The 26,294-nt window shown below is 48.4% G+C and carries 28 protein-coding genes and 1 pseudogene; 10 read left to right on the plus strand and 19 right to left on the minus strand.

Annotated elements, in window-relative coordinates; translation table 11 throughout:
* Positions 1–243: 243 nt before the first annotated feature.
* The 3 genes and pseudogenes from TX85_RS25525 to TX85_RS20755 form a co-directional block, all read left to right on the plus strand.
* Positions 244–1,197, plus strand: coding sequence for an ArsR/SmtB family transcription factor (locus TX85_RS25525; RefSeq protein WP_158297361.1), 954 nt, complete (start codon positions 244–246; stop codon positions 1,195–1,197).
* 13 nt (positions 1,198–1,210) lie between these two features.
* Positions 1,211–2,488: an MFS transporter gene (locus tag TX85_RS20745; RefSeq protein WP_044481791.1), complete on the plus strand. Its 1,278-nt coding sequence runs from the start codon at positions 1,211–1,213 to the stop codon at positions 2,486–2,488.
* Between the two features lie 538 nt (positions 2,489–3,026).
* Positions 3,027–3,341, plus strand: a pseudogene (locus TX85_RS20755) (transposase); the annotation flags it as partial.
* Here the strand turns inward: TX85_RS20755 and TX85_RS20760 are convergent.
* Together TX85_RS20760 and TX85_RS20765 are read right to left on the minus strand one after the other, a co-directional pair.
* The gene (locus TX85_RS20760) at positions 3,338–3,670 is read right to left on the minus strand and encodes a hypothetical protein (protein WP_044481794.1); all 333 of its coding nucleotides are present in this window, start codon (positions 3,668–3,670) and stop codon (positions 3,338–3,340) included. The pseudogene TX85_RS20755 and the gene TX85_RS20760 sit on opposite strands and share 4 nt — an antisense overlap.
* Positions 3,671–3,684: 14 nt before the next feature.
* Positions 3,685–4,566 carry a hypothetical protein gene (locus TX85_RS20765; RefSeq protein ID WP_044481795.1) on the minus strand — a complete coding sequence of 294 codons (882 nt, stop codon included), beginning with the start codon at positions 4,564–4,566 and terminating at the stop codon, positions 3,685–3,687.
* A 106-nt stretch (positions 4,567–4,672) separates the two neighbouring features.
* Here TX85_RS20765 and TX85_RS20770 point away from each other — a divergent pair, with 106 nt between their 5' ends.
* Positions 4,673–4,933 (plus strand): hypothetical protein, encoded by a 261-nt coding sequence (locus TX85_RS20770; RefSeq protein WP_044481796.1) that lies wholly within the window; start codon positions 4,673–4,675, stop codon positions 4,931–4,933.
* Positions 4,930–5,319, plus strand: coding sequence for a pepsin/retropepsin-like aspartic protease family protein (locus TX85_RS20775; protein WP_044481797.1), 390 nt, complete (start codon positions 4,930–4,932; stop codon positions 5,317–5,319). The genes TX85_RS20770 and TX85_RS20775 overlap by 4 nt, the downstream gene beginning before the upstream one ends.
* A 173-nt stretch (positions 5,320–5,492) precedes the next feature.
* Here the strand turns inward: TX85_RS20775 and TX85_RS20780 are convergent, their stop codons facing one another.
* From TX85_RS20780 to TX85_RS20795, 4 genes are all read right to left on the minus strand, one after another.
* A complete protein-coding gene (locus tag TX85_RS20780; RefSeq protein ID WP_044481798.1) occupies positions 5,493–5,717 on the minus strand; it encodes a helix-turn-helix domain-containing protein in 225 nt (74 codons plus the stop codon).
* A gap of 116 nt (positions 5,718–5,833) precedes the next feature.
* On the minus strand, positions 5,834–7,324 hold the full coding sequence (glpK, locus tag TX85_RS20785) for a glycerol kinase GlpK (RefSeq protein WP_044481799.1): 1,491 nt from the start codon (positions 7,322–7,324) through the stop codon (positions 5,834–5,836).
* 57 nt (positions 7,325–7,381) lie between these two features.
* Positions 7,382–7,807 (minus strand): DUF1801 domain-containing protein, encoded by a 426-nt coding sequence (locus TX85_RS20790; protein WP_044481800.1) that lies wholly within the window; start codon positions 7,805–7,807, stop codon positions 7,382–7,384.
* Positions 7,808–7,923: 116 nt separating this feature from the next.
* Positions 7,924–8,373 (minus strand): MarR family winged helix-turn-helix transcriptional regulator, encoded by a 450-nt coding sequence (locus TX85_RS20795; RefSeq protein WP_044481801.1) that lies wholly within the window; start codon positions 8,371–8,373, stop codon positions 7,924–7,926.
* A gap of 192 nt (positions 8,374–8,565) precedes the next feature.
* On the opposite strand from TX85_RS20795, the gene TX85_RS20800 reads away from it, so the two are divergent.
* The 3 genes from TX85_RS20800 to nagA are packed head-to-tail and all read left to right on the plus strand — an operon-like array spanning position 8,566 to position 11,334.
* Positions 8,566–9,435 carry a MurR/RpiR family transcriptional regulator gene (locus TX85_RS20800; protein WP_044482139.1) on the plus strand — a complete coding sequence of 290 codons (870 nt, stop codon included), beginning with the start codon at positions 8,566–8,568 and terminating at the stop codon, positions 9,433–9,435.
* On the plus strand, positions 9,428–10,147 hold the full coding sequence (gene nagB / locus TX85_RS20805; protein WP_081671829.1) for a glucosamine-6-phosphate deaminase: 720 nt from the start codon (positions 9,428–9,430) through the stop codon (positions 10,145–10,147). Before TX85_RS20800 ends, nagB begins: the two co-directional genes overlap by 8 nt.
* Complete coding sequence (gene nagA, locus TX85_RS20810; RefSeq protein WP_044481802.1) at positions 10,147–11,334, plus strand: N-acetylglucosamine-6-phosphate deacetylase; 1,188 nt, start codon at positions 10,147–10,149, stop codon at positions 11,332–11,334. The genes nagB and nagA overlap by 1 nt, the downstream gene beginning before the upstream one ends.
* 77 nt (positions 11,335–11,411) lie before the next feature.
* On the opposite strand, the gene TX85_RS20815 is transcribed toward nagA, so the two are convergent.
* Both TX85_RS20815 and TX85_RS20820 read right to left on the minus strand, forming a co-directional pair.
* Positions 11,412–12,326, minus strand: a complete 915-nt coding sequence (locus TX85_RS20815) for a YhcN/YlaJ family sporulation lipoprotein (protein ID WP_158297363.1) — start codon at positions 12,324–12,326, stop codon at positions 11,412–11,414.
* A gap of 120 nt (positions 12,327–12,446) precedes the next feature.
* Positions 12,447–13,430, minus strand: a complete 984-nt coding sequence (locus TX85_RS20820; protein WP_044481804.1) for a glycosyltransferase — start codon at positions 13,428–13,430, stop codon at positions 12,447–12,449.
* A 68-nt stretch (positions 13,431–13,498) separates the two neighbouring features.
* On the opposite strand from TX85_RS20820, the gene TX85_RS20825 reads away from it, so the two are divergent.
* Positions 13,499–14,479, plus strand: coding sequence for a DUF4855 domain-containing protein (locus TX85_RS20825; protein ID WP_044481805.1), 981 nt, complete (start codon positions 13,499–13,501; stop codon positions 14,477–14,479).
* A 62-nt stretch (positions 14,480–14,541) separates the two neighbouring features.
* Here TX85_RS20825 and TX85_RS20830 read toward each other — a convergent pair whose 3' ends face one another.
* The 5 genes from TX85_RS20830 to TX85_RS20850 all read right to left on the minus strand — a co-directional run bounded on the left by TX85_RS20830 (position 14,542) and on the right by TX85_RS20850 (position 19,332).
* Positions 14,542–15,096 carry a hypothetical protein gene (locus tag TX85_RS20830; RefSeq protein WP_044481806.1) on the minus strand — a complete coding sequence of 185 codons (555 nt, stop codon included), beginning with the start codon at positions 15,094–15,096 and terminating at the stop codon, positions 14,542–14,544.
* 141 nt (positions 15,097–15,237) lie between these two features.
* Entirely contained in the window at positions 15,238–16,557 is a 1,320-nt protein-coding gene (locus tag TX85_RS20835; protein WP_044481807.1) for a nucleotide sugar dehydrogenase, read from the minus strand.
* Between the two features lie 36 nt (positions 16,558–16,593).
* Positions 16,594–17,301, minus strand: coding sequence for an N-acetyltransferase (locus tag TX85_RS20840; protein WP_044481808.1), 708 nt, complete (start codon positions 17,299–17,301; stop codon positions 16,594–16,596).
* Complete coding sequence (locus TX85_RS20845) at positions 17,302–18,336, minus strand: glycosyltransferase family protein (RefSeq protein WP_044481809.1); 1,035 nt, start codon at positions 18,334–18,336, stop codon at positions 17,302–17,304.
* Complete coding sequence (locus tag TX85_RS20850; protein WP_044481810.1) at positions 18,337–19,332, minus strand: glycosyltransferase family protein; 996 nt, start codon at positions 19,330–19,332, stop codon at positions 18,337–18,339.
* 177 nt (positions 19,333–19,509) lie between these two features.
* Between TX85_RS20850 and TX85_RS20855 the strand changes: the two genes are divergently transcribed.
* Positions 19,510–20,532: a DUF4855 domain-containing protein gene (locus TX85_RS20855; protein WP_044481811.1), complete on the plus strand. Its 1,023-nt coding sequence runs from the start codon at positions 19,510–19,512 to the stop codon at positions 20,530–20,532.
* A 131-nt stretch (positions 20,533–20,663) separates the two neighbouring features.
* On the opposite strand, the gene TX85_RS20860 is transcribed toward TX85_RS20855, so the two are convergent.
* From TX85_RS20860 to TX85_RS20885, 6 genes are read right to left on the minus strand one after another with little or no spacing between them, the layout of a single operon-like run.
* Positions 20,664–21,074: a hypothetical protein gene (locus tag TX85_RS20860; RefSeq protein WP_044481812.1), complete on the minus strand. Its 411-nt coding sequence runs from the start codon at positions 21,072–21,074 to the stop codon at positions 20,664–20,666.
* A 22-nt stretch (positions 21,075–21,096) separates the two neighbouring features.
* A complete protein-coding gene (locus tag TX85_RS20865; RefSeq protein WP_044481813.1) occupies positions 21,097–22,086 on the minus strand; it encodes a glycosyltransferase family 4 protein in 990 nt (329 codons plus the stop codon).
* A complete protein-coding gene (locus TX85_RS20870) occupies positions 22,083–23,042 on the minus strand; it encodes an NAD-dependent epimerase/dehydratase family protein (protein WP_044481814.1) in 960 nt (319 codons plus the stop codon). The genes TX85_RS20865 and TX85_RS20870 overlap by 4 nt, the downstream gene beginning before the upstream one ends.
* Complete coding sequence (locus TX85_RS20875) at positions 23,039–24,106, minus strand: Gfo/Idh/MocA family protein (protein ID WP_044481815.1); 1,068 nt, start codon at positions 24,104–24,106, stop codon at positions 23,039–23,041. The genes TX85_RS20870 and TX85_RS20875 overlap by 4 nt, the downstream gene beginning before the upstream one ends.
* Entirely contained in the window at positions 24,103–25,215 is a 1,113-nt protein-coding gene (locus TX85_RS20880) for a DegT/DnrJ/EryC1/StrS family aminotransferase (RefSeq protein ID WP_044481816.1), read from the minus strand. The genes TX85_RS20875 and TX85_RS20880 overlap by 4 nt, the downstream gene beginning before the upstream one ends.
* A complete protein-coding gene (locus TX85_RS20885) occupies positions 25,208–26,215 on the minus strand; it encodes a CgeB family protein (RefSeq protein WP_044481817.1) in 1,008 nt (335 codons plus the stop codon). The genes TX85_RS20880 and TX85_RS20885 overlap by 8 nt, the downstream gene beginning before the upstream one ends.
* Positions 26,216–26,294: the final 79 nt, after the last annotated feature.

Genomic DNA, 26,294 nt, shown 5'->3' on the forward strand with positions numbered 1-26,294 from the left:
GGGGCGGTTTTTTTTGATATCAGACCGTCCGAATGAACTCCGATACAAACAGACCTTCCTTATACCTGTTACCCTGGTAAGGGCCAAAGGTCCGTTATCGGTTCGATAAGCTTGCATAACTCAATAGATTCTATTATTATAGAACAATAATGTTGTTCTATATTTATAGAACTAAAGAATATTGTAATGCCTGCTTTGTTCAAGGAAGGAAAAGGGCAGGAAAGAGAAGGGAAGAGAAGCGTGATGGACTATCAAATCGAAGCGGATTTTGCTCCAATTTATGAATGCGCGGCAAGCCTGACGGCCTTTTTCGCCAAACAAAACCACGGTGCCCTGGATGCCGGAAAACCATGGGTGAAGGATATTCAGGAGCGGTTTGCGCCTGCGAAGCTGCAGAAAATGCGAGTGTCGGTCAAACTGCTGGATGACTTCAGCCTGTCTCCGTTTATTTGGAAATGCCCGGGTCCGCGTACAGTTACCCGATTTTTGGAATGGTTCTCCGGATTGTCGTTGGGTGAACTGTACGAAATTTCAGCGGCTTGCAGCCAATCCGTCCCCGCCAATCTTGCGGAGCTTCGGGATGCGGCCTGCGAGGTGTTGCAGGAATGGCATTTGCATTATTTTTCCACGATCGACCCCCGGATCATCGAAGGTCTGGAGCAGGAAGCGTCCGCCTTGAAGTCCCGATTGGGCGGCGAAACAAGCGGTATGGACATCTACGAGATGGCGACGAACGGGATGCGTTTATATCCAGGCGATGCTCTAGCCCGGGTCGTGCTCATCCCCCAATACCATTCTCGCCCGCTGGTGACTTCCAGCATCTTCGAGACGATGATTTTCACCCAATATTCATGCGACCTGTTTCCTCCGGCCCCGGGCTACCCCGCTCCTGCTCTGCTTCGCTTGACCCGGGCGTTGTCGGATGAAACCCGGCTTCGCATTCTCCGGCTGCTGGCCCGAAAACAGATGACATTTACCGAAATTGCCCGCGATATCGCCATCTCCAAGAGCACGATCCATTACCACTTGATCGCCCTTCGGGCGGCCGGATTGGTGATCGTGCATTACCAGGCCAAAAGCTCTGAGTTCAAGTCGGTCGAATACAGCCTGCGCCGCGAAGCGTTAAACGGGTTGTCCGGTCAAATCGACGACTATTTCGCGAGCGGCGAACTTGCCGATCCGGTCGTGGTGAAATAAGGAGATGATTGCCTTGAAGCATCGGGCTTATTACGGGCTGCTGTCAACGACCGCCTTAAGCGGATTCGGAGATGCGTTTGGCTTGCTTGCCATGGAGTGGCTGGTTTATGAAATCACCGGCTCAAAACTGGCGATGGGAGCACTCGCTCTCTCTTCCGGCATTCCGGAGCTGATGATTCGCCTGCTCGGTTCGCCGCTCTCCGACCGATTGCCCCGGCACCGCCTCATGGCAGGACTGGCCGCCGTGCGGCTGACTGCCATTCTTCTGCCCTGGATCGCCGGCTTGGCCGGGCATCTGCAGTTATGGCACTTGTTCCTGGCGGCCGGACTTAGCGGCTCTTGCTCGGCCCTGTTTATGCCGACAGCCATGGCCCTCGTGCCGGAAGCAGCCGGTTCCCGCAAACTGACCCGGGCTTTCGCCATGATCGACGGATCCCGGAATGCGGCAGCCTTGGTCGGTCCGGCGATCGCAGGCGGTGTAGTGGCCGGATTCGGGTCGCTGCCCGCATTGGGAATCAATGCGGCCTGTTACCTGGCGGCTATCGCCATGCTGCTGTTTTTGCCGAAGAGTACGCGCCGGAACGAGACTCCTTCCGCTTCCATCGCCGCTTATCTGCGGGAGATCATCGAAGGCTTTTCGTTTTACAGGCAGGTTCCGGCCATGTTCGCCGTCATGGTCATGGTTTCGATCAGCAATATGTGCCAAGGCGCCATCTGGACGATGATGGTTCCGTTCGTCAGCGAAGTCCTGCAGCTGGACGCCGCAGCGATGGGGACCTTCACGACCGCTACCGCTTTGGGCTCCCTGACGGGGCTTGGATTGATCTCCTGGCTGGGCGATATCAAGCAGCGGCGGTTGGTTATGGTCTTTAGTCTGGCGGCAATCGGATGCTTCAACGCCATCCTCGGTCTAACTCGGAGCTATCCGGTTGCTCTGGCGGCACTGTTTGCTACGGGCGCCTGCGGGCCCTTCTTCGGCTCCCTGAGTTCTTCCCTGCATGGCAAACTCGTTCCCGACCGTTTACAGGGCCGCGTAAATGCGAACCGTTTCTTGATCGGCGGTGCCCTGTATCCGGTGGGGACGTTTGCCGGGAGTATCGTCGCCGAGCATTACGGCGTGCAGACGATGTTTTTGGCCGCCGGGCTGCTCCCGATCTTCAGCTCCTGCGTCATGCTGCTCCTTCCCGGACTTCGAACGCTCAATGGAGAGTTGTCCGAAATCCGGACTCCGTTCCAGCCCGACACCCCCGCCATGACGGCAGGGCATAGCGTCACGCCCTTGGACGTTTAACGCAAAAGCCTCCGCTCCCGCATAACAAGCAGGGCGGAGGCTTGATGTGGTTTGAAACACGCCGAAAAAATTTAGCTACAGCATTGTTTTAGTTCTCTTTTGATTGTCCAAATATGACTTAATACTACCGAAAACTTCATTTTTAGTGGTTTTGCCCTTAATCTGAATACTCGTTAGTAAATAATACATATACTTAAGATCAGATAATGAGACTTTGAGTATATCGTCTGGATTTAATACATATTCAGTGAACAATACCTCTTCGAAATATTTGTATACTGAATAGCTATCCTTAATTAAGAAATTATCAACTGTTATCGAGTCAATTTCTCGGAAATCAATATCAGCTTTTGGTCTAGCCTTCTTTTTCTTTCCCCAGATAACATACCTTCATAATTATCCAACTCAATAATGGACTGCTCGATTAAGTCACACGCTTGTTGTAACTTTAAAACTAAATCTTGATGGTTAATCTGTTTCAATTTGTTTTTTTTCGATATCCAAAAGCTGCGATAATTCACGAGCCTTTTTCAGATAAAAAGCCTCCAAAGCCATGGAGATCTTGGAGGCTGGATTTGACGATGCTACAGCCGTTTTAGTGCTTCCTCCTGAGTATAGAAAGCGTACTCGTACAACCAATGCGGTAGAACGTTTAAACGCCGAAATTCGGCGCAGAGAGCGTGTTATTCGCATATTTCCAAACCGTGAGTCGGTGCTCCGTCTTCTTGGGGCGTTGCTAATGGAACAAGATGAAAAGTGGTCCATGGGCAAAAAGTATCTCGAAATGACTGAGTTTCTAGAATGGCGCAAGAACAGGAAAAAAGGAGATTCAAAAGTAGTTCGGATCGGCTAGACAATCTCTGACGAGGATTTTACACACAATAATGGACTTGACCCATCAGTCAACTTTTTATATAAACTATTCAGTATTGAAACTTCTGACTGAAACTCTTTAAGTTTTTTGGTCTCATCATTATTGGATATTAAGCTGTGTACTGTTTCCATTGCTCTATTATACAATTTTTCATTTTTTGGTTTGCCTGAACCAAAAAAATCTACACAAATCCCCGTCATTTTTATCAACTTCAGCACTTCATACAAGTTGTGATTTCGATAAGTCTCACGAATCAATTCATTGAGAATTTCTGCAGTTTTAATCTCTTCCAATTCGTACATTAACATGTTTTATGCCCCTTTTAATACAAGTTCAGATAATACAATAGTTCAAACATCCGAGATAAAAACTTTGAATAGTCAAAATTCTCTCCTCGCTTTAAACCTTTTATCATGTCCTGCACATTGTTCCACTTTTCAAGCATAATTGGATACGTAATTCTATGCTCATGCTCCCTCATTAGCTTTAAGTTAGCTAAGTGTTGAGATATTACATCTTCATAAGTCACGGATTGAATTCTCGAAGGGGAGTATAAAGAAACGTCAGAAGAACTAACGAAAGCTGATTGGCGCATGCGTAATTGTGCTATTCTGTCCAGTTCTCCTTGTCGTCTTACTTGCAATAATTCATGCTGAAACATTTTCTCAATCTTATTAACTTGAATAGATGAGAAAGGAATACCCATATCAATTTGTGTTCTCAAATCTTCCGTCAAAGGCAGTTCGTTATAATCAGTCGGCAAATCCCAGCCCTGCTCATATCGAATGAGTATCTCGTCACGTTCAAGATCAATTTTATGAAAACCATTCGTAATATCTTTAATCAGTTCAGCAGAGATCATCGTATAGTTCCCCAAGCAAGTTTCACCAAGCTGATATGTCTTATTCTCCTTGCGATGATGAACGATATAGCAGTATCTAAGCGTTATTCCACATTCGCATTTATACGGACGGTTACCATAACCACCATCTAGTATCTCTTTCAGTTCCCAGTCGTTTAATTTTTCCCAAACCTCATCTATTGATACGTTGGAATGCAGCACAATTCCCTTTTTATGAGCGAGTTTCTCTAACCATTTACTTTTTTTACTTTGCTTCAAATAGCTCTGCAAAAAGATTAATTGATTGTCATCCAACAATTGAAATAATCGATTAACTTCCTTTTCAGTTAAAGGGGGTGGCATTTCTCTCCCTCCATTCAAAGCTAGGTCTTAGTAACTAAATCGTACCATAAAATTAAGGTAACTATGGTATAATATGAATACTACAGTTCCAAGTGAGGTGAAGTCGATGAAATGGGGAGAAATTACCGAATTGCATCCAAGTCGCTTTGTACTTGTCGAAGCAATCAAAGCAAGCTCCAGCAATCGCGTACGTCAGTTAGAGGAAATGGCAGTCATTCAGGATTACGATAATCCGCAGGAAGCGTGGAGCGGCTATAAAGAGCTGCATAAGTTACATCCGTCTCGTGAGTTGTATGTATTCCATACGAGTAGAAAAGATGTAGAAGTTGTTGAAGAGTTTTTCTCAGGAGTGCGGCAGCAACTATGAAGATAAGACTACAGAATGGTTTACCTATTGTATCCTTGACTTTAACTCGAAATGACCAATCTATCGTGCTGAACAATGTATTATTTGACACAGGCTGCGCGGCAACAGTATTCGATACCGATGCATTAGCGGCAATAGGTATCTACATTGATTTTATCAATGGACGTGCCAAGCGAATGTATGGGGTAGGAGGAACGAGTGAGGTTTGCTATGAACAGCAGATTTCTGAGTTTCGTATTGAAGAGGTCATTTTAGATGACTTTTCGATTCAGCTTGGTTCGATTCAAGAACCCTATGGATTTGATGGAATTGTAGGCATTGATTTTATGATAAGAGCCAAATGCAAAGTGAATTTCGAAACTATGACTATTGAGCTTGAAAAATAGACCAAGCGATACCGTCCATCCATGGACAGCGATCACTTGGTCTATTTTTATACAAACTAGTCCTATTAAATTCAAAAAAAAGAGCCTCCTCGCTCCTATGCGGAAGCTCGTAAGCTCTCAGTTTTGCATTCACACTGCAAATGACGACAGTGAGCGGAACTTACCGCACATCGTCAGATTTTCAACTCCCCAAGCTTGATCAGCTCGACAACCGCCTGTGCCCGGCCCTTTACGTTCAGTTTTTGCATGACATTGGAAATGTGGTTCCGGACTGTCTTCTCACTGATAAACAGCTGTCCTGCAATATCCCGTGTCGTTTTATCCTGCACGAGGAGCTCAAAAACTTCCCGTTCACGATGTGTTAACAGAAATTTGCTGTTGCGATCGCTAGTCTTCAAAATGCGTCACCCCTCCTTGCTTGGGTTTTTGGTTTAACAAGGTTCAGGGATACAGTCAACACATCTTATGAAGAAACCGGGTTAATGGTGCGGTATGCAGGCAATTTGGGCTTGAGCTACTTGAAGGCCATAGCCGCATTTACCGCGCGCTTCCAGCCCTCATAGAGGGACAAACGAACCGACTCCTCCAGAGAAGGCTCAAAGCGACGATCAAGCCTCCAGATCTGGCGGATTTCTTCCCGGTCCTGCCAATAGCCTACGGCAAGCCCAGCCAGGAAGGCTGCTCCCAGCGCTGTAGTCTCGCGAACTTCCGGCCGCTCCACGGCCAGGTCCAAAATATCGCTCTGAAATCCCATCAAGAACTCATTCGATACGGCTCCGCCGTCAACGCGCATCTTGGAGACCGCCATACCTGCGTCCTGTTCCATGGCCGTGAGTATATCCTTCGTCTGATAAGCCAGCGCTTCCAGTGTTGCACGAATAAAATGCTCCTTCGACGTGCCCCGAGTCAACCCGAACACAGCTCCCCTCACTTCACTGTCCCAATAAGGACTGCCTAAGCCTACAAAAGCAGGAACCACATAAACTCCCTCCGTCGAATCCACACGGCTCGCATAAACCTCACTATCCTTGGTATCGCGAAGCATGCGCAGACCGTCCCGAAGCCATTGAATGGCCGATCCAGACACGAAAATGCTCCCTTCCAAGGCATACTCTACCTTGCCGTCAATCCCCCAAGCAATCGATGTAATCAGTCCATGCGCCGACTCAACGGGCCGCTCGCCCGTATACATTAACATGAAGCAGCCTGTTCCGTAGGTGGTCTTCACCATTCCCTCTTCGAAGCAGGTTTGGCCGAACAAAGCAGCTTGCTGATCCCCGGCGACACCTGCAATCGGAACCTCCTCGCCAAAAAAATGATAGGGTACGGTGTTGCCATAGATCTCGGAGGAGGACCGCACTTCCGGCAGCATAGCCGCGGGTACATCCAGAATAGCTAGCAGCTCCTGATCCCACTCCAGGGAGTGAATATTATACATCAGCGTTCTGGAGGCATTGGAATAATCCGTAACATGCAGCGCACCGCCGGACAGCTTCCAGATCAGCCAGGTATCGATTGTGCCAAACAGGAGCTCACCTCTGGCCGCCCGTTCTCTGGCACCAGCGACATGGTCAAGTATCCATTTTACCTTTGTACCGGAAAAGTAGGGATCAATAAGCAGTCCTGTCTTATCCCGAAAAAGCTCATCATGGCCTGCTTGCTTCAATTCCTCGCAAATGGAAGCCGTTTGTCTCGACTGCCAGACGATAGCCGGATAAACGGGCATGCCTGTCTCCTTATCCCAGATGATCGTCGTCTCCCGCTGATTCGTAATGCCAATCCCGGCGATCTGCTTCGGCTTCACCCCGGATTCGGACAGACAGGAAGCGATCACCGCGAGAATCGAGCCCCAGATTTCATTTGGCTGCTGCTCCACCCACCCCGGCTTGGGAAAATACTGGGGGAACTCGCGCTGGGCGGAATGAACGACAGCGCCCTCCCGGTTGAATAAAATGGCCCGCGAGCTTGTTGTTCCTTGGTCCAGAGCAAGAATATAGGTTTCCAAATAAAATCTTCCCCTTTCTTTTTCCAGCATCTTATTACGGAGCGTTCTTCAGTTATTCTATTCCGCCGGCGGATAAGTTTCTTTCAGAAATTGAACCGACTGATTGATCAATGCTATTAAAATATCTTCATTAATATCCGCCAATTTATTGATATAAACGCAGCCTTTTCCCGCTGTATGCTTGCCCAACTGTTCGAGCAGGTTATCCCGCGCTTCATCCCCCGTTGCGAAATACAAGCTGATCTTCGCCTTTCTCGGGGAGAAACCCACGAGCGGCGCATCGCCTTCATGCCCGGAGGCGTATTTGTAATGATAGGATCCGAACCCGATGATGCTGGATCCCCACATTTTTGCCGGATAGCCTGTCGTTTCACTGAACATATCCAATAGCCGATAGGCATCTTCACGTTTTTGGGGTTGATCCACATTTTCGATAAATTCGATGACGCTGTTTTCAGTTTCCTTTGTTTTCTGCTGATACATCGCTAATTCGCCTCTCTTCTACGGCAGACCGTTTATAATTTTGAAGCTGCTCTATATGAACGATTTTGAAAAGAAGCCTGCCCGCAGGCAAGCTCCTCTCCGTCTCCCTCAAGACTTTAATCACGGTCCGATTTCGGGACATCATTCTGCGAAAGCTTTTCGATGACCCCAATCAGAATCTCCAATTCATGTGAGGTTAAATCCGAAAGGTGAGCTTTTAAAACCTTGCGCGACCGGTTCCCCGCTTCCTTATAGACGTCTGCCCCATGCTCGGTGACCGACAGAAGCACCGCCCGGCGGTCTTGTTCATCATGCCTGCGCTCGATATAACCGCTTTGAACTAGACGATCAGCCATTACGGTGATCGCACTCGGCTTAACGTCCAATTTCTCTGACAGGTAACTGACGTTGCAGGACTTACTGCGGTAGATCAAGCTCAGCATCTGGAACTGGGGACCTGTCAGGCCAAGCTCACTGTGCTGCATAATTTCACTATGGATTTTACGAAAACTGTTAGACCATGCAGCCAGTAGGCGTTCAATATAATGATCCAGGTCAAAATCCAATGTTTTTCACCTCGGCAATCCTTGATTCTACCATTTTAGTGTAGTATGCAATTGCACAAATCACAACAGTAAATCATGCCTGCTTGATTTCACCGGGAGAATTGGTTATGATGAAATCAAAATAATTTTCATGTATATTAATGATAACATAAAAATAATTTTCTTCCGGAAAGAGGGTGATTATAGAATATGCTGTCGCCGATTTTGCATGCAGTATCCAGCCATCTGGAGACACTCCCGCCTCAAGAGAGACGTCTGGGGGAGTATATTCTGGAGCATTCCTCCGCTGTAATTCACCTTGGGATTACGGAGTTAGCCAATACATGCGGAATTAGCCCGTCTACAGTGACGCGCTTTTGCAAAACCTTTCACTTCAAGGGGTTTCCTGATTTCAAAATGAAGCTGGCCGGAGAGCTGGCCCATCAGACATCGGAAGCCCAGTATCAGGATATTATTGCCGGAAATGACTTGCACAAAATCGTGCAGGCTATGGAAGCAAACCATGTGGCATCCATTACGGACACAACCCGGCTATTGGACATGAATACACTCCAGAGAGCTATTCATGCTTTGTGCCGGGCCAGCAGGATCGATTTATACGGGGTGGCCACATCTTCCATTATTGCGCAGGACTTTTATCAAAAGCTGATTCGAATCGGCAAAAATAGTACTGCATTTTCCGATTCGCATATGCAGATTACTTCGGCGTCCGGACTTCAGGCCGGGGATGCGGCGCTTGCCATTTCCTACAGCGGGGAAACCCCGGAGACCATTGATGCCCTGAGGTGCGCAAGAGACAGCGGAGCCGTAACGATCTCGCTGACGCAATACGGCAGCAACTCGCTCGCCTCTATGGCTGATATCTCTTTGTTCTCATCCTCACTTGAAGAGGGGATGCGCCGGGGAGATATGGCATCCAGAATCGCTCAGCTTCATGTTATCGATATTCTATTTACAGGTATGGTCAGTACAGAGTTCGAGGATTTCATTCCGAGATTGGAAGGTTCTTATCAGAACGTTCAAGCATACAGAATATCCAAGGAGGGTAACAAAAATGATTAATATTATTAAAGTGAACAGTGAACAACAATTTAATGAGACCGGTGCCGGTATTATCGCCAGCTTGCTGCAATCCAATCCCCGGGCTATTTTGGGTCTGGCTACCGGCGGCACGCCTGTAGGCGTATATCAGAAGCTGGTAGAACTATATCGTGAAGGTGTGGTCAGCTTCAAACAAGCCAGCAGCTACAATCTGGATGAGTATGTCGGTCTGCCTGAGAATCATCCGGAGAGCTACCGCCGGTTCATGAATGAAAAGCTGTTCAATCATATCGATATTCCGATTGAGAATACACATGTTCCTTCCGGAAATTCAGAGAAAGCCGCAGAAGAATATACCCGACTGCTGGAGAAGGCGGGACAGATTGACCTGCAATTGCTTGGCGTGGGACATAACGGACATATTGGATTTAACGAGCCGAGCGAGAACCTGCACGGACCAACCCATATCGTGGAATTGGATGAACTAACACGCCAGGCCAATGCGCGCTATTTCCCTTCAATTGAAGAAGTTCCAACCCATGCGGTCACGATGGGGATTGGCACGATCCTGCAAGCCAAGCAGATTTTGTTGATGGCAAAGGGCGCCGACAAAGCCGAAATTGTGGCCAAAGCGTTAAAAGGACCGATCACGACTCAATGCCCGGCATCCTTGCTCCAGACTCACGCTAATGTTGTCGTTGTGTTGGACCAAGCCGCAGGGGGACTTCTCTAATGGAATCCTCTTCTCTGCAAATTATCCACGCACAGGTTGTTACTCCACGGGGCATCATTAAGGACGGCGCAGTTTCGGTAGAAAACGGAGTGATCCGTTATGTGGGTACAACCCCGGGCCTCGCCTCGGCAGGCTTGTCGACCCATGAAGCTATTGATGCGCAGGGGGCCTATGTCCTGCCGGGATTTATCGATATACATGTTCACGGCGGCATGCTCCAGGATTTTTCGGCGCCAAGCAAACAAGCATTCGATGATATTACCAAGCTGCACCTGAGTCAAGGCACGACCTCGATGCTAGCCACCACCATGACTATGCCAAAAGAGGTTATTGATGCGGTTCTGGAAGAAGTTCATCGCTATATAGAGGACGGGATGCCTTATGCCAAGCTGGCAGGTGTCCATTTGGAGGGTCCCTTCATCAACCCGAATTGGCCCGGCGCCCAGAATCCAGCGCACATCGTTCCTCCCAACAAGGCTTGGGTCGAGCAATGGAATGCTAAATATCCCGGCCTAATCAAGCAGGTGACCCTTGCTCCTGAACAAGAAGGAGCGCATGAGCTTATCGCATTCCTTCGCAGTCAAGCGATCGTTGCTGCTGCAGGCCATACAGATGCAACCTATGAGGAGATCATGTCGGCTGTTGAAGTGGGTCTCCATCATGCAGTGCATACCTTCAATGCGATGACTCCGTTCCACCATCGCAAGCCGGGAACTGCCGGGGCCGTGCTAAGCAGCCCAGCTATCAGCGCAGAGATTATTGCCGATGGGATTCATGTGCATAAAGCAGGCATCCAGTTGCTTGCCCAAGTCAAGAATAACCGGAATCTGATTCTGATCACGGATGCGATGTCCGCAGCTGGGTTAGGGAACGGAGATTATATGCTTGGCGATTTGCCTGTCGTCGTCAAGGATAATGTATGTACGCTTAAAGAGGATGAAGGAACCTTGGCCGGGAGCACCTTGACCATGATTCGCGGCTTCCGACACCTGGTTCAGGAGATTGGCATGACGATAGAGCAAGCATCAGAAGCAGCAAGCGGCAACCCGGCGCGACTGCTAAGAATCGATCACTCCACCGGCTCCATCGAGACCGGAAAGCTGGCGGACCTGCTGCTTGTCAGTACGGACCTGCAATTGGAAAAGATTTGGGTCGAGGGCCGTGCCTTCCAGAGTGAACTTCAATAGGTCTATGTAAAAAAAAGAACTGTCCGTGATTCCCCCGAGGGAAGGGACAGTTCTTCTTTTGCTACAGACTCCTGTCTCTAACGAGTCACTCCGCCTGAATAGCCATTATTATTGATTCCGGCCGGTGTCATGCCTCTATTGTTAATCCCGCTCGGCTGTGTCGGCGCATAACCGTTCGGTCCAGTCATGGTTCCTGCGCGGGATGGAAACACCCGATCAATCATCGTCTGAAAGTCGGAAATCATATCCTGGAGTGCTGATCCGCCGCGGGATTCTGTAGCATAACTGCCGACCCTTGATACAAAGTCGGAATCATTGGATACATAGACATTGCGGATATTCGGGGCTGTCTTTTTAATCACATCGGTAACCTGATCTTTTACCTGTTGAGTCACATTGTCAGTCACCCTGCCGGCTTCCGTACCGTTCTCGACGCCATTGAACGTGCCGGTTCCCATGCCCCCATCGCCGCGATTTATATCTAATAAGCTGCCTGCCGTTCCGGAACGCCCTGTTAATCCGCGAGCCAGCCCGCCGTTCCCTCCGCTTCCTCGGGTCTCGGAGTTTGCTCCGTACGAACCGCTGGAATTCGTCATTCCCCGGTGATTATTGATCCCTGTTGACCTCCCTGTCGACATCTCCGATATGCCCGATCCTGTCCCGGGATTGTTATTGGTTCCATGAAGCGTCACCGCTACATAAGCATCCCGGTCAGTCACGACGACATGAGCCGTTTGAATATCGCTCAGCCCGGCAACTTTGTTGCTCAGCGCAGGACTGTATTTCAGCGAAGTAATTCGCTCCGATTGACCGTTACCCGCGCTCCGCGAAAACAAACGATTTCCTTGCGGCAACGAATTTACGTCATAATTTCGTACGTTATTGTTTCGCAGGCTTTGTGTTTTGACATTATTGTTATCCGTACGAGTTCCACAGGCCGTCAAACCGACCATCCCGGCGATTAGAGCGGCGGACAATGATAAATGGACCATCTTCTTTATATGCATCGAAAGTACATTCCCCTTTCATAGCTATAATGATTACAGCTATAGAATGGCTCTCTACGCGAAACAGTATCCTGAAAAGTTTTGACAAGGAAGCCGCCGGGAAATTTATAAACGATTGTATATCGAAAGCAATTGACAGCCTACGACCCGGATATCATGATAATGTTCTGCAAACTTCCTTCCCTCGATGCCTTTACGCTTACGCAAGGCGCCTGAGGTTATCAATGTTCTCAATACATCGTACAACGTATCGGGACTAGCATTACACAGAGGAAGCTCTGGGGGAAATGTGCCTATGAGATCCTCTCTAATAAAGGCGACCACGGGTTTTCCGAGTGCCATCGCCTCAACTGCAACCAACCCGTAAGATCCGCATAAAATTTGGTCTATGATAAGATCGGCCTGGCGGTACAATGCCAGCGCTTCCTCACGCGCCAACTTCTCAACCCTGATGTATCGCAGGGGATATTCCAACTTCAGCTTGCTTATGGCTTCCTCTATCCTTTCCGTTCCTTTAAACAACGGATCTGTAGGCGCATGAATAATAAGCGGGCAAGATTCGTGTTCGTCGGGGTAAGCTGGAGAACTATGGACAACATCTATAGCGAGAGGAAGAATACACACCTCTTTATAATAGGGTTTGACGTACTCGTAAACCTCATGGTCCTGCACGATCCCGATTGGAACATATTCTCCAACATGGGATAATCTGCGCTTAATATCACTCTCTTTAGGCGCATTTACGATACGAACGTAAGGATTATGGAGAGAAGCCATGCTTAGCATTCTGACATCATTTCCCCAATGATGCATTACTATAGGCTTTCCCGCCTTTTGGATCAGCTTCAAATCATCCATGCCGGGGATCATCGTCATATTAAAGTGGAAGTGGAACAAATCGAAGTAATTCAGCGCTTCACCAAAATTTTTCATTAACTCATATTGGTCCGTAAGCATAATATTTTCCGTATAATTCTGAAATGCTCTGAAATAATTAAAGCCAACCGCTTGATGCCCGAATTTGCCCAGTTCTTTGCAAAATAGCCCTACCTGACCGCCGATTTCCATTGGAGCATGAACAATTTTCAAGTCTGTATCGTCCCCTTCTACATATACATAGATCGATTCTCTCTAAACAAAAATGAGGTGACAAAATATTGCCAAGACCAAAGCATCTCTGTGTCTTGCCCTGCGGGGGACTGCTGCCTGAGCATTTCGCACCGTGGACCTCATCTGACCTCGCCCCTTACGTTCATTATGTACCTGAGGAATTATCCGGTTCTAATGCGTTCAAGCCTCTGTTCGATGGCTTTATATTTAACGGAATCGGCTCTCGTCCCGGGCGCTTCATGTATCCGATGTACGCGGCATTTGGAGCGGCCGCTGACCAAAGTGATTGGCTTTTGTGGATAGATTTCCTTTTCGCCCCTGGCTGCAATTTGGATGCTTTAAACTCCCTTGCGGATCGGCCGCTTAATGTATGGGTGTCCATCCCTTATCCGCAGATGCAGTATACAAATTTCGGAAAAATGAATGGCCGAGAGCTTCATTTTATGTCCGCTAAAGACCGTTATGAAGCAGTTGAATGGTGGATCGTCCAGTTTCTAGAACGATGGAATCAAGTGGGCAATGATTTTGATAATCTGGTGCTTCGAGGATTTCTATGGCAGAGGGAATCGATCGATAAGCATGACGAACCATTAGTAAAAATGACCAATCGGTTTATAGCCTCTAAAGGCTATCATTCCCTTTGGCTGCCGCAGTATGGGGCATACGGAGCCGTGAAGTTCAGCATGCTCGGTTTCGATGACGCAGCGATCCATGCCAACTATTACGGAAACGCCGGAATGGGCGTAGAATGGATTAATCATGCAGCAATCATGGCTAGATCCTGCGGGGCCGGGTTCCAAATCATTTGCGGAAAAGGCATTTTATATAACGATACTCATTTCCTCGATTATTTAAATCTGGGGCTTCCCGAGAAAAACGGCTATGCCTCCAGCCATTTGCTCGTATACCAGTTTCCGAACCAAAGGCTGGGGGATTTATCGAAAAAACAACCCGAAGACTATGAACGACTATATGCATTTATTTCAGGGTCGTACTGCAAAACATCATATCCTGGAATAGACTATTGAATGGAAAGAGAAAGGAGGCCGGAGAGACAAAGCTCTCTTCCGGCCTCTTCCGAGAATAGTTGCTACACTACGGCAAGCGAGTGAACACGCAGTTCGCCAAGATACTCTCCGGCGGCACCAAACGGATAGGGTGCTGCAGTCGGTGCTGTTACGGTCGTTGTTACTGTGAATTGGACGGAACCTAATGGGCCAAGGGTAGCGAGCAAGAGTGTATCACCCGAACCAATAGCTACATTTTGCTTGTTTCCGCCATTGCTAAGGCCTGTAATCAGCGGCACAGTCAGAACGACGATTCCCAACAAGTTGATCGCTTCCAGTGTAACTGTCGAAGTGGCCGTTTCGTCAGCAGCATAAGCAAAAAATGCCGTAATCGGAAGGCCTACCGTAAAGACTGGAAGCAACGCGGCAGGAATCGAATAAGTGGACACAAATGTTACTGTTGAGCCTGGTCCGTCGAACGGAGAAAAGATGTAAGTCCCGTTCCCATTAATAAATGGCATTTCCGGATCTTTTGGTACGACGATTGCGGGGGTGGGAAGGGACCCAGGAGGCGCTCCAGTATCTGCCGTAACCACTGTATTAGCGGTTGTAGTGAAAGCATCCAAGATTAGAGCCATGAATTCACCTCCTTTCTTCATAACTCTGTCAGACTTGTCATCCGACTGTATAAGATATGCAGCGGTACCTCCCCCTTGCTTGGTCAAATCATCTGAGCTTTCCGTGTAATTTTCAGCTCTCTGGCAAGTTGTCCTTGCTTATCAAGTCAAGTTTCCGTGTCCGGCTCCGAAGCGATAAACGTTCTCTTTATTTCCCAGCGCATCCGTTACATTGCGCGTATCAAAAACAATTTGAGCGTGAGTGACAATGTTATCAATAGGAATAACAGAATGATCTGTCACAATGATAACGCAATGGGTATTCTTCAATATTTCTTCCTGAAGCTCAACGCTCCTATAAGTTTGCCCCCCCGCTTCAATCTCTTCAATATAGGGATCGTGATAGCTGACATGGTGCCCGGATTGGGCCAGCAAGGAAATCAGATCCAGAGCCGGCGATTCACGGACATCATTGATATCCCTTTTGTAAGCAACCCCGTAGATGAGCAAGTTTGCCTGATCGGGAGCATTATGCCGTTTAAGCAGGGCTTGGATTCGATCAGCGACATAGTGCGGCGCCTTCCGGTTAACCTCATCTGCAATTTCAATAAATTTGCTCGTCAGGCCCGCTTTTTGCGCCTTCCACTGCAGGTATAGCGGATCGACCGGAATACAATGCCCGCCGATACCGGGGCCCGGATAATACGGGGTAAAGCCAAAGGGCTTCGTCTTGGCCGCTTCAATCACTTCCCAAATATCAATGTTCATTTCATCACAAATAGTTGCAAGTTCATTAATGAAGCTGATATTAACCAATCGATGGGCATTTTCCAGCAGCTTCGTGAACTCTGCTACTTCCGGCGACGAGACGCTCACTACACTTTCAAATACGTTTGCGTACAGCTCCTCCGCAAGTTTCAGGCACTCCGGAGTCAACCCGCTGATCACCTTGGTAATCTGCTCCACCTTGAAGCTTTCATTCCCAGGATCGATTCTTTCTGGGGAATAGCCAATATGAAAATCGATGCCTGCAGTCAAACCGCTGCCTTGTTCAAGGACCGGTTTGATAACTTCCCTCGTTGTCCCCGGATAAGTAGAACTTTCTAGGATGACCAATTGGCCCTTTTGCAAATATCGGCTGATGTCAGCTACTGCTCTTTCGAGAATGGTCAAATCTGGTGAATGCTCTAAATTGAGCGGGGTGGGTACACAAATAATGATCGCATCTACTAAGGGGATACAGCTCATTTCATCGGTCGGGTGATAACGGTTCGTTTCCAGGCTTCGACTCAGCTCTTCATCTGTCACGTCGGGCAGATAGCTTTTGGCCTGAAGCAGCGCCCTGATTTTTCCAAGGTCTTTATCTACTCCGTACACGGTAAATCCCTTGGAGAGAAATAACAGGGACAGTGGCAGGCCCACGTATCCTTGCCCGATCACGGCAATCGTTTTAATCAAATTCTTGGTGTTGTTGCCGGTCATAAATACGTCCTCCTTGGTTCAAAATATAGCTAATAATTATTGAGTTGATTTGATCGGTTTTCCCGGGTTGCCTGCTACCGTTTCGCCAGGAGGAACATCTTTCGTAACGACCGTTCCCGCACCGACGACCGCTTGTTCACCGATCGTAATCCCAGGCAGTAAGGTTGCATTATTCCCTATTCTTGCGTGACGCCGAATAATAGGGCCTTGGTGAGGGTAGTTGCCGAGCCCCATATATTTATCGTTAGAGGTAGAGCAGCATGGACCAATAAAAACATGGTCTTCGATCACCATGTCGCTGGTAATATACGAAGATGTTTGAACCGTAACTCTGCTTCCGATCTCCGTTTTCGGCTCCACGATGACATTACGGCCGATAATGCTGCTGTTTCCGATGCTTACCCGTTCACGAATGCTGGCCATATCGCCTACAAACACATCCTCGCTGAGATTCACTCCGCAATAGATCACAACGCTGCAGCCGATTTTGACCCGGTCGCCGATCATTAGCGGCGGCAGGTCCACAGGCGGCTTTTGTGACATTTTGGGATTTGATGCAGGGCGTTTACCGAGAACACACAGATCTCCGATGTGCACCCCGTTGCCGATATTCGTGCCCTGCTTGATCACGACAAAATTCCCAATGGCGACATCATCACCGATTACCACACCAGGCTCAATAATGACATGTTCGCCGATCGTAACATTCGATCCATACAAAATCTCTGTGCTCCTTACCCCCATCTACAAAATGCTCCTTCCTAAAACCTCTTCATATATTGAGATCAACTGTAAAATAATTTGATCTGCATCATGATGCTTCTTAACATAGGCGATGCCCTGTTGCCCCCGCTGCACCCTGAGTTCCGGGTGAAGCACCAGCTCTTTCAAACCGTCATAAAGCGTATCCGGATTACAGGACAGAATCGGCAAGTCAGCCGGTAACGTGTCTTTAAGATCCGGGCGTATATAGCATACAACCGCCTTCCCGAGCGCCATCGCTTCCACACTCAGATTGCCGTAAGCGCCGCAAAGCACCTGATCGATCACGATATCCGCCTCTTTGTAAAGCGCCATCGCTTCGTCATGGCTCATCCCTTCGACAAGCTTGAAGCGAAGCGGAACCTCTTTCGCCAGTTTCTCAACCGCATTGATAATAAACTTGGTTCCCTTGAACTCACGATGAGTCGGTGCGTGAACAATCAATGGCGGATCTGACTTTTGTGACTTCGGACTCGGGGGAGTGACGGAAGACGGAACGAACAGTCTGGGCAGCACATATACTTTTTTTCCTTCTGCCGCATAGTAATCCGCCACGTAATGATACAATTCATAGTCCTGGACAATAGCCGCGGATACATGCTTGGCAAAAAACTTCAGGTTTTGTTCGATTTCCTCTTCGGGAAAGGAGGAATCCGTGTTTACATAGGGATTCTTGTATCCGTTCCATGCCTTCGCCCGCTTATGCGACCTAACGTCATTGCCTCGATGATGCATGATAACGCCTCTGCCAGCCTCGCGTATCATTTGAATGTCCCGCTTATCCTCAATGAAAGTATAGCTATTATGAAAATGGAACAAATCATAATTCAGGATGCTGTATTCCAGCAGCTTAATGAGCTCATAGGATTCAATAGGGATCACTCGGTTGTAATTCAAATAGGTCAGAAAATAATTAAAACCAATGGCATGGATCCCTTTGTTCATCAAAGTATCGCAGATCAGGCCGACCTGTCCGGCAATCTCCACCGGAATGTGCATGACTTTTACTGATTCCATTTACCCTCCTCCTTTAGCGCTGTTATAAATATCCAGCAGTTTCGGAGTGATGTAACTCAAGCTGTGGTATTTCTCTACATAATAGCGACCGGCTATGCCCAGGTTATGTCTCGCTTCTGGTTGATCGATCAGCGTGGCAAGCACCGCGGATATCGTATCCGGATTCGCCACCACAATCGGCAACTCCGGCGGAAACTTCGCTCTAACATCGTCCCTGACAAAAGCAACCACTACTTTTCCCATTGCCATAGCTTCCACGCTCAGCATGCCATAGGTTCCGCAGAGAATTTGATCGACGATAATATCAGCGGTCAGGTAGGTTTTCATCGCTTCCCGATGACTCATTTTCTCGATGGCGCGGTATTCAAACCTCTTCGTTCTCTTCAGCTCCGCAATAGCCTTCTCCACATATTCCGAGCCTTTGAATTCCCGATTGGTGGGGGCATGGATAATTAACGGATTCCGGTTGTCTATGGAAGGATAAACGAAAGGAATATCCTCAAGCTTGCAAGCCAGAGGCAGAATATGAACATGCTCGTAATAGTCCGCCACATGCGGGTACAACTCGTAGTCCTGAACAATGGCATGCTTGATATACTTGCTCGTAAACATAAGATTTTGATGAATCCGTTCATCTGTAAAATAACTAGCAGGAATCTGATAGGGGTTGAGCAAGGCAGTGATCTTTTTAGTCCGCACATCATTTCCCCAATGATGCATGACCATTGCTTTTCCATTCGCATACAGGAGAGGCAAATCGATATTATTGGCCAGAAATGAGTTGCCGTTGTGGAAATGGATTACGTCTGCATATCTGGCAATCGGATCCACGATTCTGATTAGCTCGTAAGCATCCGTTATATTGATGTCTCCGCTGTAGTTCAAATAACTGAGGAACCAGTTATAGCCGTTGCTTTCATGTCCCGCCAGCCGAAGCCCATTCACCATGGTCTGCATTTGACCCGCAATTTCGGTCGGCACATGAACGATCTTCATAATGCTCCTCCCCTCAATAAATGACTGCATTCTTCTGACATTATGATTTATTCATTTATAGAGACGGTTGCCAGTGCTCTGGACAAAATTGGATTGTTGTCTAGGTCATCCCTAATTCTGAGAACATACTATTTATTGATAAAAGAACAAAAAATAAAATGGCTGGAGTGTGAAAAGATGATTCCTGCGTCGGCTAGTGGATATTTATCACCGCAGGCCTATCAATTGAAAAACCAGGTGTGCATGATACCGTGCGGAGATTTATTGAATGAAATGCCTCTAAGTTGGGATGAAAACCAATTACGCTATTACACGAATTACATGCTGAACGGTCAACCGATTGACAGCTTTTTTAAGGGATTCATCTTTAACGGGATCCGTACAAAGAGTAATCGTCATTTCATGTACCCGCTTTACGTCGGCTTCGGAGAGCCCTCGGGAAAAGCCGACTGGCTGGAATGGATCGACAACCTGTTCGCCCCCGGCGTCAATCTGACAGCCCTGCACCGGCTTGCCACGAGCGATAAACTCGATGTCTGGGTCTCCATCCCGTATCCTCATCAATTTCAAAAGGCATTCGGGGAAATTCAGGGGCGCAACCTTGACTTCTCGTCTAATTTGGACCGCTTTGCTGCAGTCATCTGGTGGATCGACCAGTTCAATGCCAGATGGAGCCAGCGAACCGATTTGCACAACAAATTGGATTTCAAAGGATTTCTATGGCAAAGGGAATCCATCATTCCGCAAAGCAATGACGATGGACTTATAAAATGGGTCAACGGAGCGATTGCCTCTCGGAATCAGCTCAGCATGTGGCTGCCCAATTACGGAGCCAATGGGGTGATCCAATGGCGCGAGCTTGGCTTTCATGTCGTAGCCTTGAACTCGAACTATACGGGAAATACCGGCTATCAGACGAACTGGATTCTAAACTCATCCGGCTTCGCGAAATACTATCACTTGGGTACTCAAATTACGTTCGGCAAAGGAATGATCTACAGCGATTACCATCATCTCGATTATTTCAACCTTGGACTTCCGAATAAACAGAACTATATGAAAGACTCCTTCCTTGTATATCAATTGCCGAATCAAACCCTGGAGACGGTATACAAAGAGCGGATTGCGGAGTATATCCGGCTTTACACATTCGTTAAAGGCATCTATCAAAGAGTCGATTATCCAGGCATCGCATACTAGAACGCGAAAACGGCGGACAGACTTACTGTTCCGCCGTTTTATCTGCAATAAAAAGACAGCCTGAGCGCAAGCGGCAATTCCGCCTCCACTCAAGCAGCCCATTCACGTTCAAGACAAGAACTTCAAACCGGTCACATAGTGCCGACAAGCAAATAGGGAGGGTCCTCCAGCAAGAACGAGGCATCATCCTCAGATTCCAAGACTACATAAATCCCATGATTGTTATGACTATCAAACCGCCAAGGTCCGGACAATCGAGTCAAATCAAACTCGGCTTCCTTGACCCTTGAAATGGCAACGGTGTCCCTAATCTCCGTACACGTTGGCCGAGCCTTCATGATGTATTGTTCATCCCAGCCATGTTTAATCTCACGCAATACAAGCGTTCCCGTAGCTGGAACATGGGCGGTAACGACCAGTTTCATGGACAGAACCTCCATGTCTTCAGGAATGACCGATATATTATAGGACACATAGATTTCCTTCCCCTGAGCAGAGTAACGATTTGGAATAAAGAGCATCGACTTCTCCAGGATATTCATCGGTTATCTCAGACCTCCTTTCTTATGGCCGCAGATTGGCATACACCTGCTCCAACTGATCCACGACGGCTTCTTTGGCATGATATTTCTCTGCATACGATCTGCCTCTTCTTCCCAACTCCTCATAAAGGGACGGGTTCTCCAGAAACACCTGGATGGCGGTGATGATATTGTCCGGATTGGCATTCATGATCGGTAATTCGGAGGGAAACCTCTCGATCAGATCGCTGCGAATATAGGTGATAACCGGTTTGCCCAGGGCCATCGCTTCTACGCTGAGCAGACCATAGGAGCCGCACCGGATTTGATCGACAACCAAATCAGCTGCCCGGTACATCTCTACTGCCTGCTCGTGGTTCATCTTTTCAATTCGCATGTATTCGAAGTCATAAGACTTTCGGAGCTCTTGAATGGCCGCTTCGATGGCCACCGTTCCTTTAAAATCCTGTTGTGTCGGAGCATGCACGATCAGCGGCCGTCTGACCTTTCCGCTCGGATATGCCGGGGTAAAGGGAGCCAGGTCGATCGAGATCGGTATGACATGCACTTTTTTGTAATAAGGCTCGACATAGGTGTATACTTCATAATCCTGAACGATGGCTTCATCCACATATCGGGTAATCTCTGTTAATCGGCTGTCAATGACTTCATTGGGCGGTGAATCTCCGGTAAATACATAAGGATTGTTTTCCCGAGCCTGCTCGTGAAAACGGACATCGTTGCCCCAGTGATGCATGACCATTTTTTTGCCTTTGTTCTTGATGATCTCCAGATCCTTATAGCCGTCGAGAAGACTGGTCGCATAATGGAAATGAAACACATCGTAAAAATTGATCAGATGATGGCTCGTATTCACGAGTTCTTCTATCGTTGTATTGATCAGGTGATCCCTATATCCCAAATAGGTATGAAATGTATTATAGCCCGTGGCAAGGTGACCCCGCTTCTTCAATTCTCCGCACATGATCCCCATCTGCCCGGCGATTTCTAGCCTTCCGTGAAAAATCCTCATCCCGGCGACTTCCCTCCTCTTCTCCATTGATCCGTCTTCCTAAGTCCTGAGGCCAAATCCACTTGAGGCTTCCATCCAAGCGTGCTCCGCAGCAGTCCGGCATCCAAAGACCGGCGCCGAACGATGTCCACTTTTCGCTTCGGGTGCCAGGAGATGGCTGGCTCGGACTGTCCGGCAATTCGGGAAATATGTTCCGCAAGTTCCATGACGCTAGTCTCCACCCCAGTGCCGACATTAAACACCTTTCCTATGGCTTCGGGATGGACTCCCGCAGCCATCAAGGCGTCGATCGCATCATCAATATAGGTATAGTCGCGTGTATTCGTTCCGTCCCCGAAGATCGTGAAGGGTTTCTCAAGCTCCGCCTCCTCGAAAAACTTGGCTACAACCCCGCAGTAGGGATTCGTCGTCAGCTGGCCCGGACCGTAAACGTTCGACAAACGGAGCACCGAAATCGGTAATTGATGCATCCCGAAATAAACCTGGCAGTAGTGCTCCATGGAAAATTTACTTGCTGCATAAGGAACCGATGTCTGATACCAGCTCTCCGGAGTCGGAAATTGTTCCGCATTCCCGTAAACAGAGGCCGTGGACGTATACACAAACCGCTGTAAATCAGGGCATAAACGCTTAGTCTTTTGAAGCAGCAAATAGCCTCCATACAGGTTAACATGAAAGTCATCGTCCATATTTTCGGCGGACATGACTAGATTTCTACAAGCCAAGTGAAAAATATGGGTCGTTCCCGGAAGCACCTGCTCCAACAGCTCTTCATTCACATAGGACATCTCATGGAAGGTAATCCGGTCCGAGACCGGAACGTTCTCTCGCCGGCTTGTCGAGCAATCGTCAATCACCGTAATATGCTCAGAAACGGGAAGCAGTCTAAGCAATAACTGAGAGCCTATGAATCCCGCACCTCCGGTTACCAGCACCCGTCCAAAAGCCGAGCTCATATTCCCACCTCCAGATCGCCCATCATTTCCGTATGAAAAGAGGTTAATGGAATTGACATGCTTTGGCCTTTCAGCGCAGAATCATATAAAGCGAAGATCAACTCGAGCGCCCGTTTCCCTTCCTCCCCATCAATCAGTACGGCTTTCTCCCGGTCCTTGGCCGCCGCTATAAAGCGTTCGTACATTCTGACATGCTCCTCTCCGGCAGGCTCTATCACCGGGTCGGGGACATTTGGATCTGAAAATGACCATTTACGGACTTCGTCCAGACGAATGCCTCCGATGCTTACCGTTCCTTTTTCTCCGAACAAGGTGATACAGTTATCATAGTTGCCGGGATAAGTTACCGTATTGGCCTCAATCATCCCGATCGCACCGTCTTTAAAATTCACGATACCGGCAGCTACATCCTCGGTTTCCTTCATAAGCAGACCGCGCTGCAAGCTTCCGAATACCCGAGTGCCGTCGCCCAGAAACCATTGAAGCAGATCGACGAGATGAATGCCTTGGTTCAGCAGCATCCCCCCATCCTGTTCCCACGTCCCTCTCCAAGGGGCTGCTTCGTAATATACGGCGGATCGCTGCAATCTCATCGAAACAACACCAAGGTACAACTTGCCCATCGAACCCGACTCGATTAACTCCTTCACCTGGGTCATTACTTTTCTATATCTTAACTGGTGGCATACTTGCACAATGACTTCATGCTTGCGGGCAAGGGAGATCATATTCTCCGCATCTTGGAGGGATAGGGCCATCGGCTTCTCGAGCATGACATGCTTGCCGCTTCGAATAGCCTCACTGGCGAGCTTGGCGTGCAGGGCCGAGGGAGTAGCGATAATGACCGCCTGAACCTGCGGATCCTTCAGGAGTTGCTCCATTTCCGTATATTTAGCCAGTTCTCCCTGACAACCCGAAAGTTTCACATAATCCGCTTCCACTGCAGCCATGCGCTCCGGCTGAACGTCAAACAATGCGGTAAGCTCCGCGCCTTCACACTCGGCCAGCGACCGGATGTGCCGATCGGCTATTCTTCCGCAGCCGACCAAACCAAACTTGATCATGACAGGCCTTCCCCTTTCGTGGTACGCAAAGCGGAGATGACTTGATCCTGCTCTTCTTCGTAAAGGAAAGCGCCCATAGGCAGGGCAAACAACTGAGCCGATAGCCGTTCCGACACCGGGAAATCGCCCTGGCTATAATGAAGATGAGCATAGGCTTCCTGTAAATGCAGAGGACAAGGATAATATACACTTGTTTGTATATTGTGAAGTTTGAGCTGCTCCAGCAATTTTCCTCTCTGTTTAGACTCTACGCAAAATAAATGATAAATGTGACTTCGGTCCTCTCTTTCCGGTGAAATCGTCAGATCGGGCAAATCTTTCAGCGCTTCGCGGTAGCGCGCGGCCAAAATCATCCGGTTCTTATTCCAGCTATCAATCTTTGTCAAGGAGATGCGAAGGATGGCTGCATGCAATTCATCCAGGCGGCTATTATACCCAAGGATGGTATGATGATATTTCTTCTCGCTTCCGTGCTGACGAAGGAGCCGGACCCTCCGGGCAAGCTCATCGTCTGAGGTGACGATCAAGCCGCCGTCCCCGACGGTGCCCAAATTTTTGGTCGGAAAGAACGAAAAACATGCCGCATGGCCGATGCTTCCGACACGGCGTCCCTTATACTCCGCACCAAATGCCTGACACGCATCCTCAATGACCTTCAGATCATATCGGTCTGCAATATCCATGATTTCGTCCATATCGGCGGATTGACCGAATAAATGAACCGGGATGATCGCTTTCGTGGCCGGGGTTATTTTTTCTTCAATACGGGCCGGGTCAATGCAATAAGTTTGCGGATCAATGTCGGCAAAGACCGGAACAGCGCCGACCCTGGATATCGCTTCCGCCGAAGCAAAAAAAGTAAACGGAGTCGTGATGACCTCATCTCCGGGGCCAATGCCTAGAGCGTCCAGTGCCAGAACCAAGGCGTCCGTGCCGTTACCGACGCCGATCGCATGCGCTGCCTGCAGATAGGCCGAAATCTCGCTCTCCAGCTTTTTAACATTTGGCCCCAGCACGTACTTGCCGGATTCAATAGTTTCGGTTATGGCCTCCAACATTTCAGGCAGAATCGATTGAAACTGGCGGGCCAACGGTACTAATTCAATCATAGAACGATACCCTCTTTTCCTTTAGTAATTGTTCCACGTTAGGCCAAAGGCGTTCCAGTTCACGGGAAAACGTATGCCTGGACAACACCTTTGTTCTTGCCATACGGCCGATGGCCGTCCGCTGCTCCGGATGCTTCAAGTAGTACCGGGCCAACTCCAATGTTTCATCCGGTTCCGACGAATAGACAATCTCTTTCCCATGTTTAAATAATCTTTCCAGCTCTTCCGTCCGGCTGGCGATCATGAAGGCGCCGCAGCCAAGAATTTCAAACGTGCGCTGGGTAACCTGATCCCTGGCGTTCTGCACACCGAGCATAACCTTGCTGTCATGGTACACTCTCACCGTCCTCTTGTAAGGCAGGAAACCATGAATGCATGAAGGCGGCAAGGCCATGCCGAATTCATGCTTGAGCAGCGCCGCGTTCTCCTTCCAGTTCCCCCCCCAAACATGGACGCTCTCAGGCGAGGCAACCAGCGGGAACAGCAGCTCCTTCAGGCTTTCATAGCGATATGTTCTTGTCTCCAGATGCGTCGTCCCGACAAAAGCAATGTCGTACTGTTCGGGACCGACGTCCCGTTTTTCCGGAAAAAGACGCGGGTTAAAAGCAAAGTTCAGAAACTCCGACATGATCCCTTTTTCGCGATACATGGAGACACAATCCGGATGAATCGTCCAGACGAGGTCGGGGTTAAGACGCTGCACTGCTTTTTGAGACAGCCTTTCAAAATGAATTTTGTCTTCTGTAGCCCAGTAAATTTGAAGCAATCCATATTTCTCGCACCAGTCCGGAATGACTTCCAACGGAAACTCGGCCATAGGTTTGTCGTAACCGACAGTGATCAGAACCTCAGGCCGAAAGTAAGCAATTGCAGCTTCGATTTCTTGCTGGTTCCAGGATGACTGATAATACAATTTGTGGCCGAGCTGGCTTAGAGCATCGCCCAGGCTGTTAATATAACAGGACAGATGATTCAGAAAAAAGATTTTTCGCGGTTCCAAACGAGTTCTCTCCTCTCGCTAAGCCCTTTACCCAGCGAAATTCTTTATTTATTGCTACCTTACCTTATGGCACAATAGC

It is taken from the genome of Paenibacillus antibioticophila (assembly GCF_000455265.1).
In the GTDB taxonomy this organism is placed as follows: Bacteria; Bacillota; Bacilli; order Paenibacillales; family Paenibacillaceae; genus Fontibacillus; species Fontibacillus antibioticophila.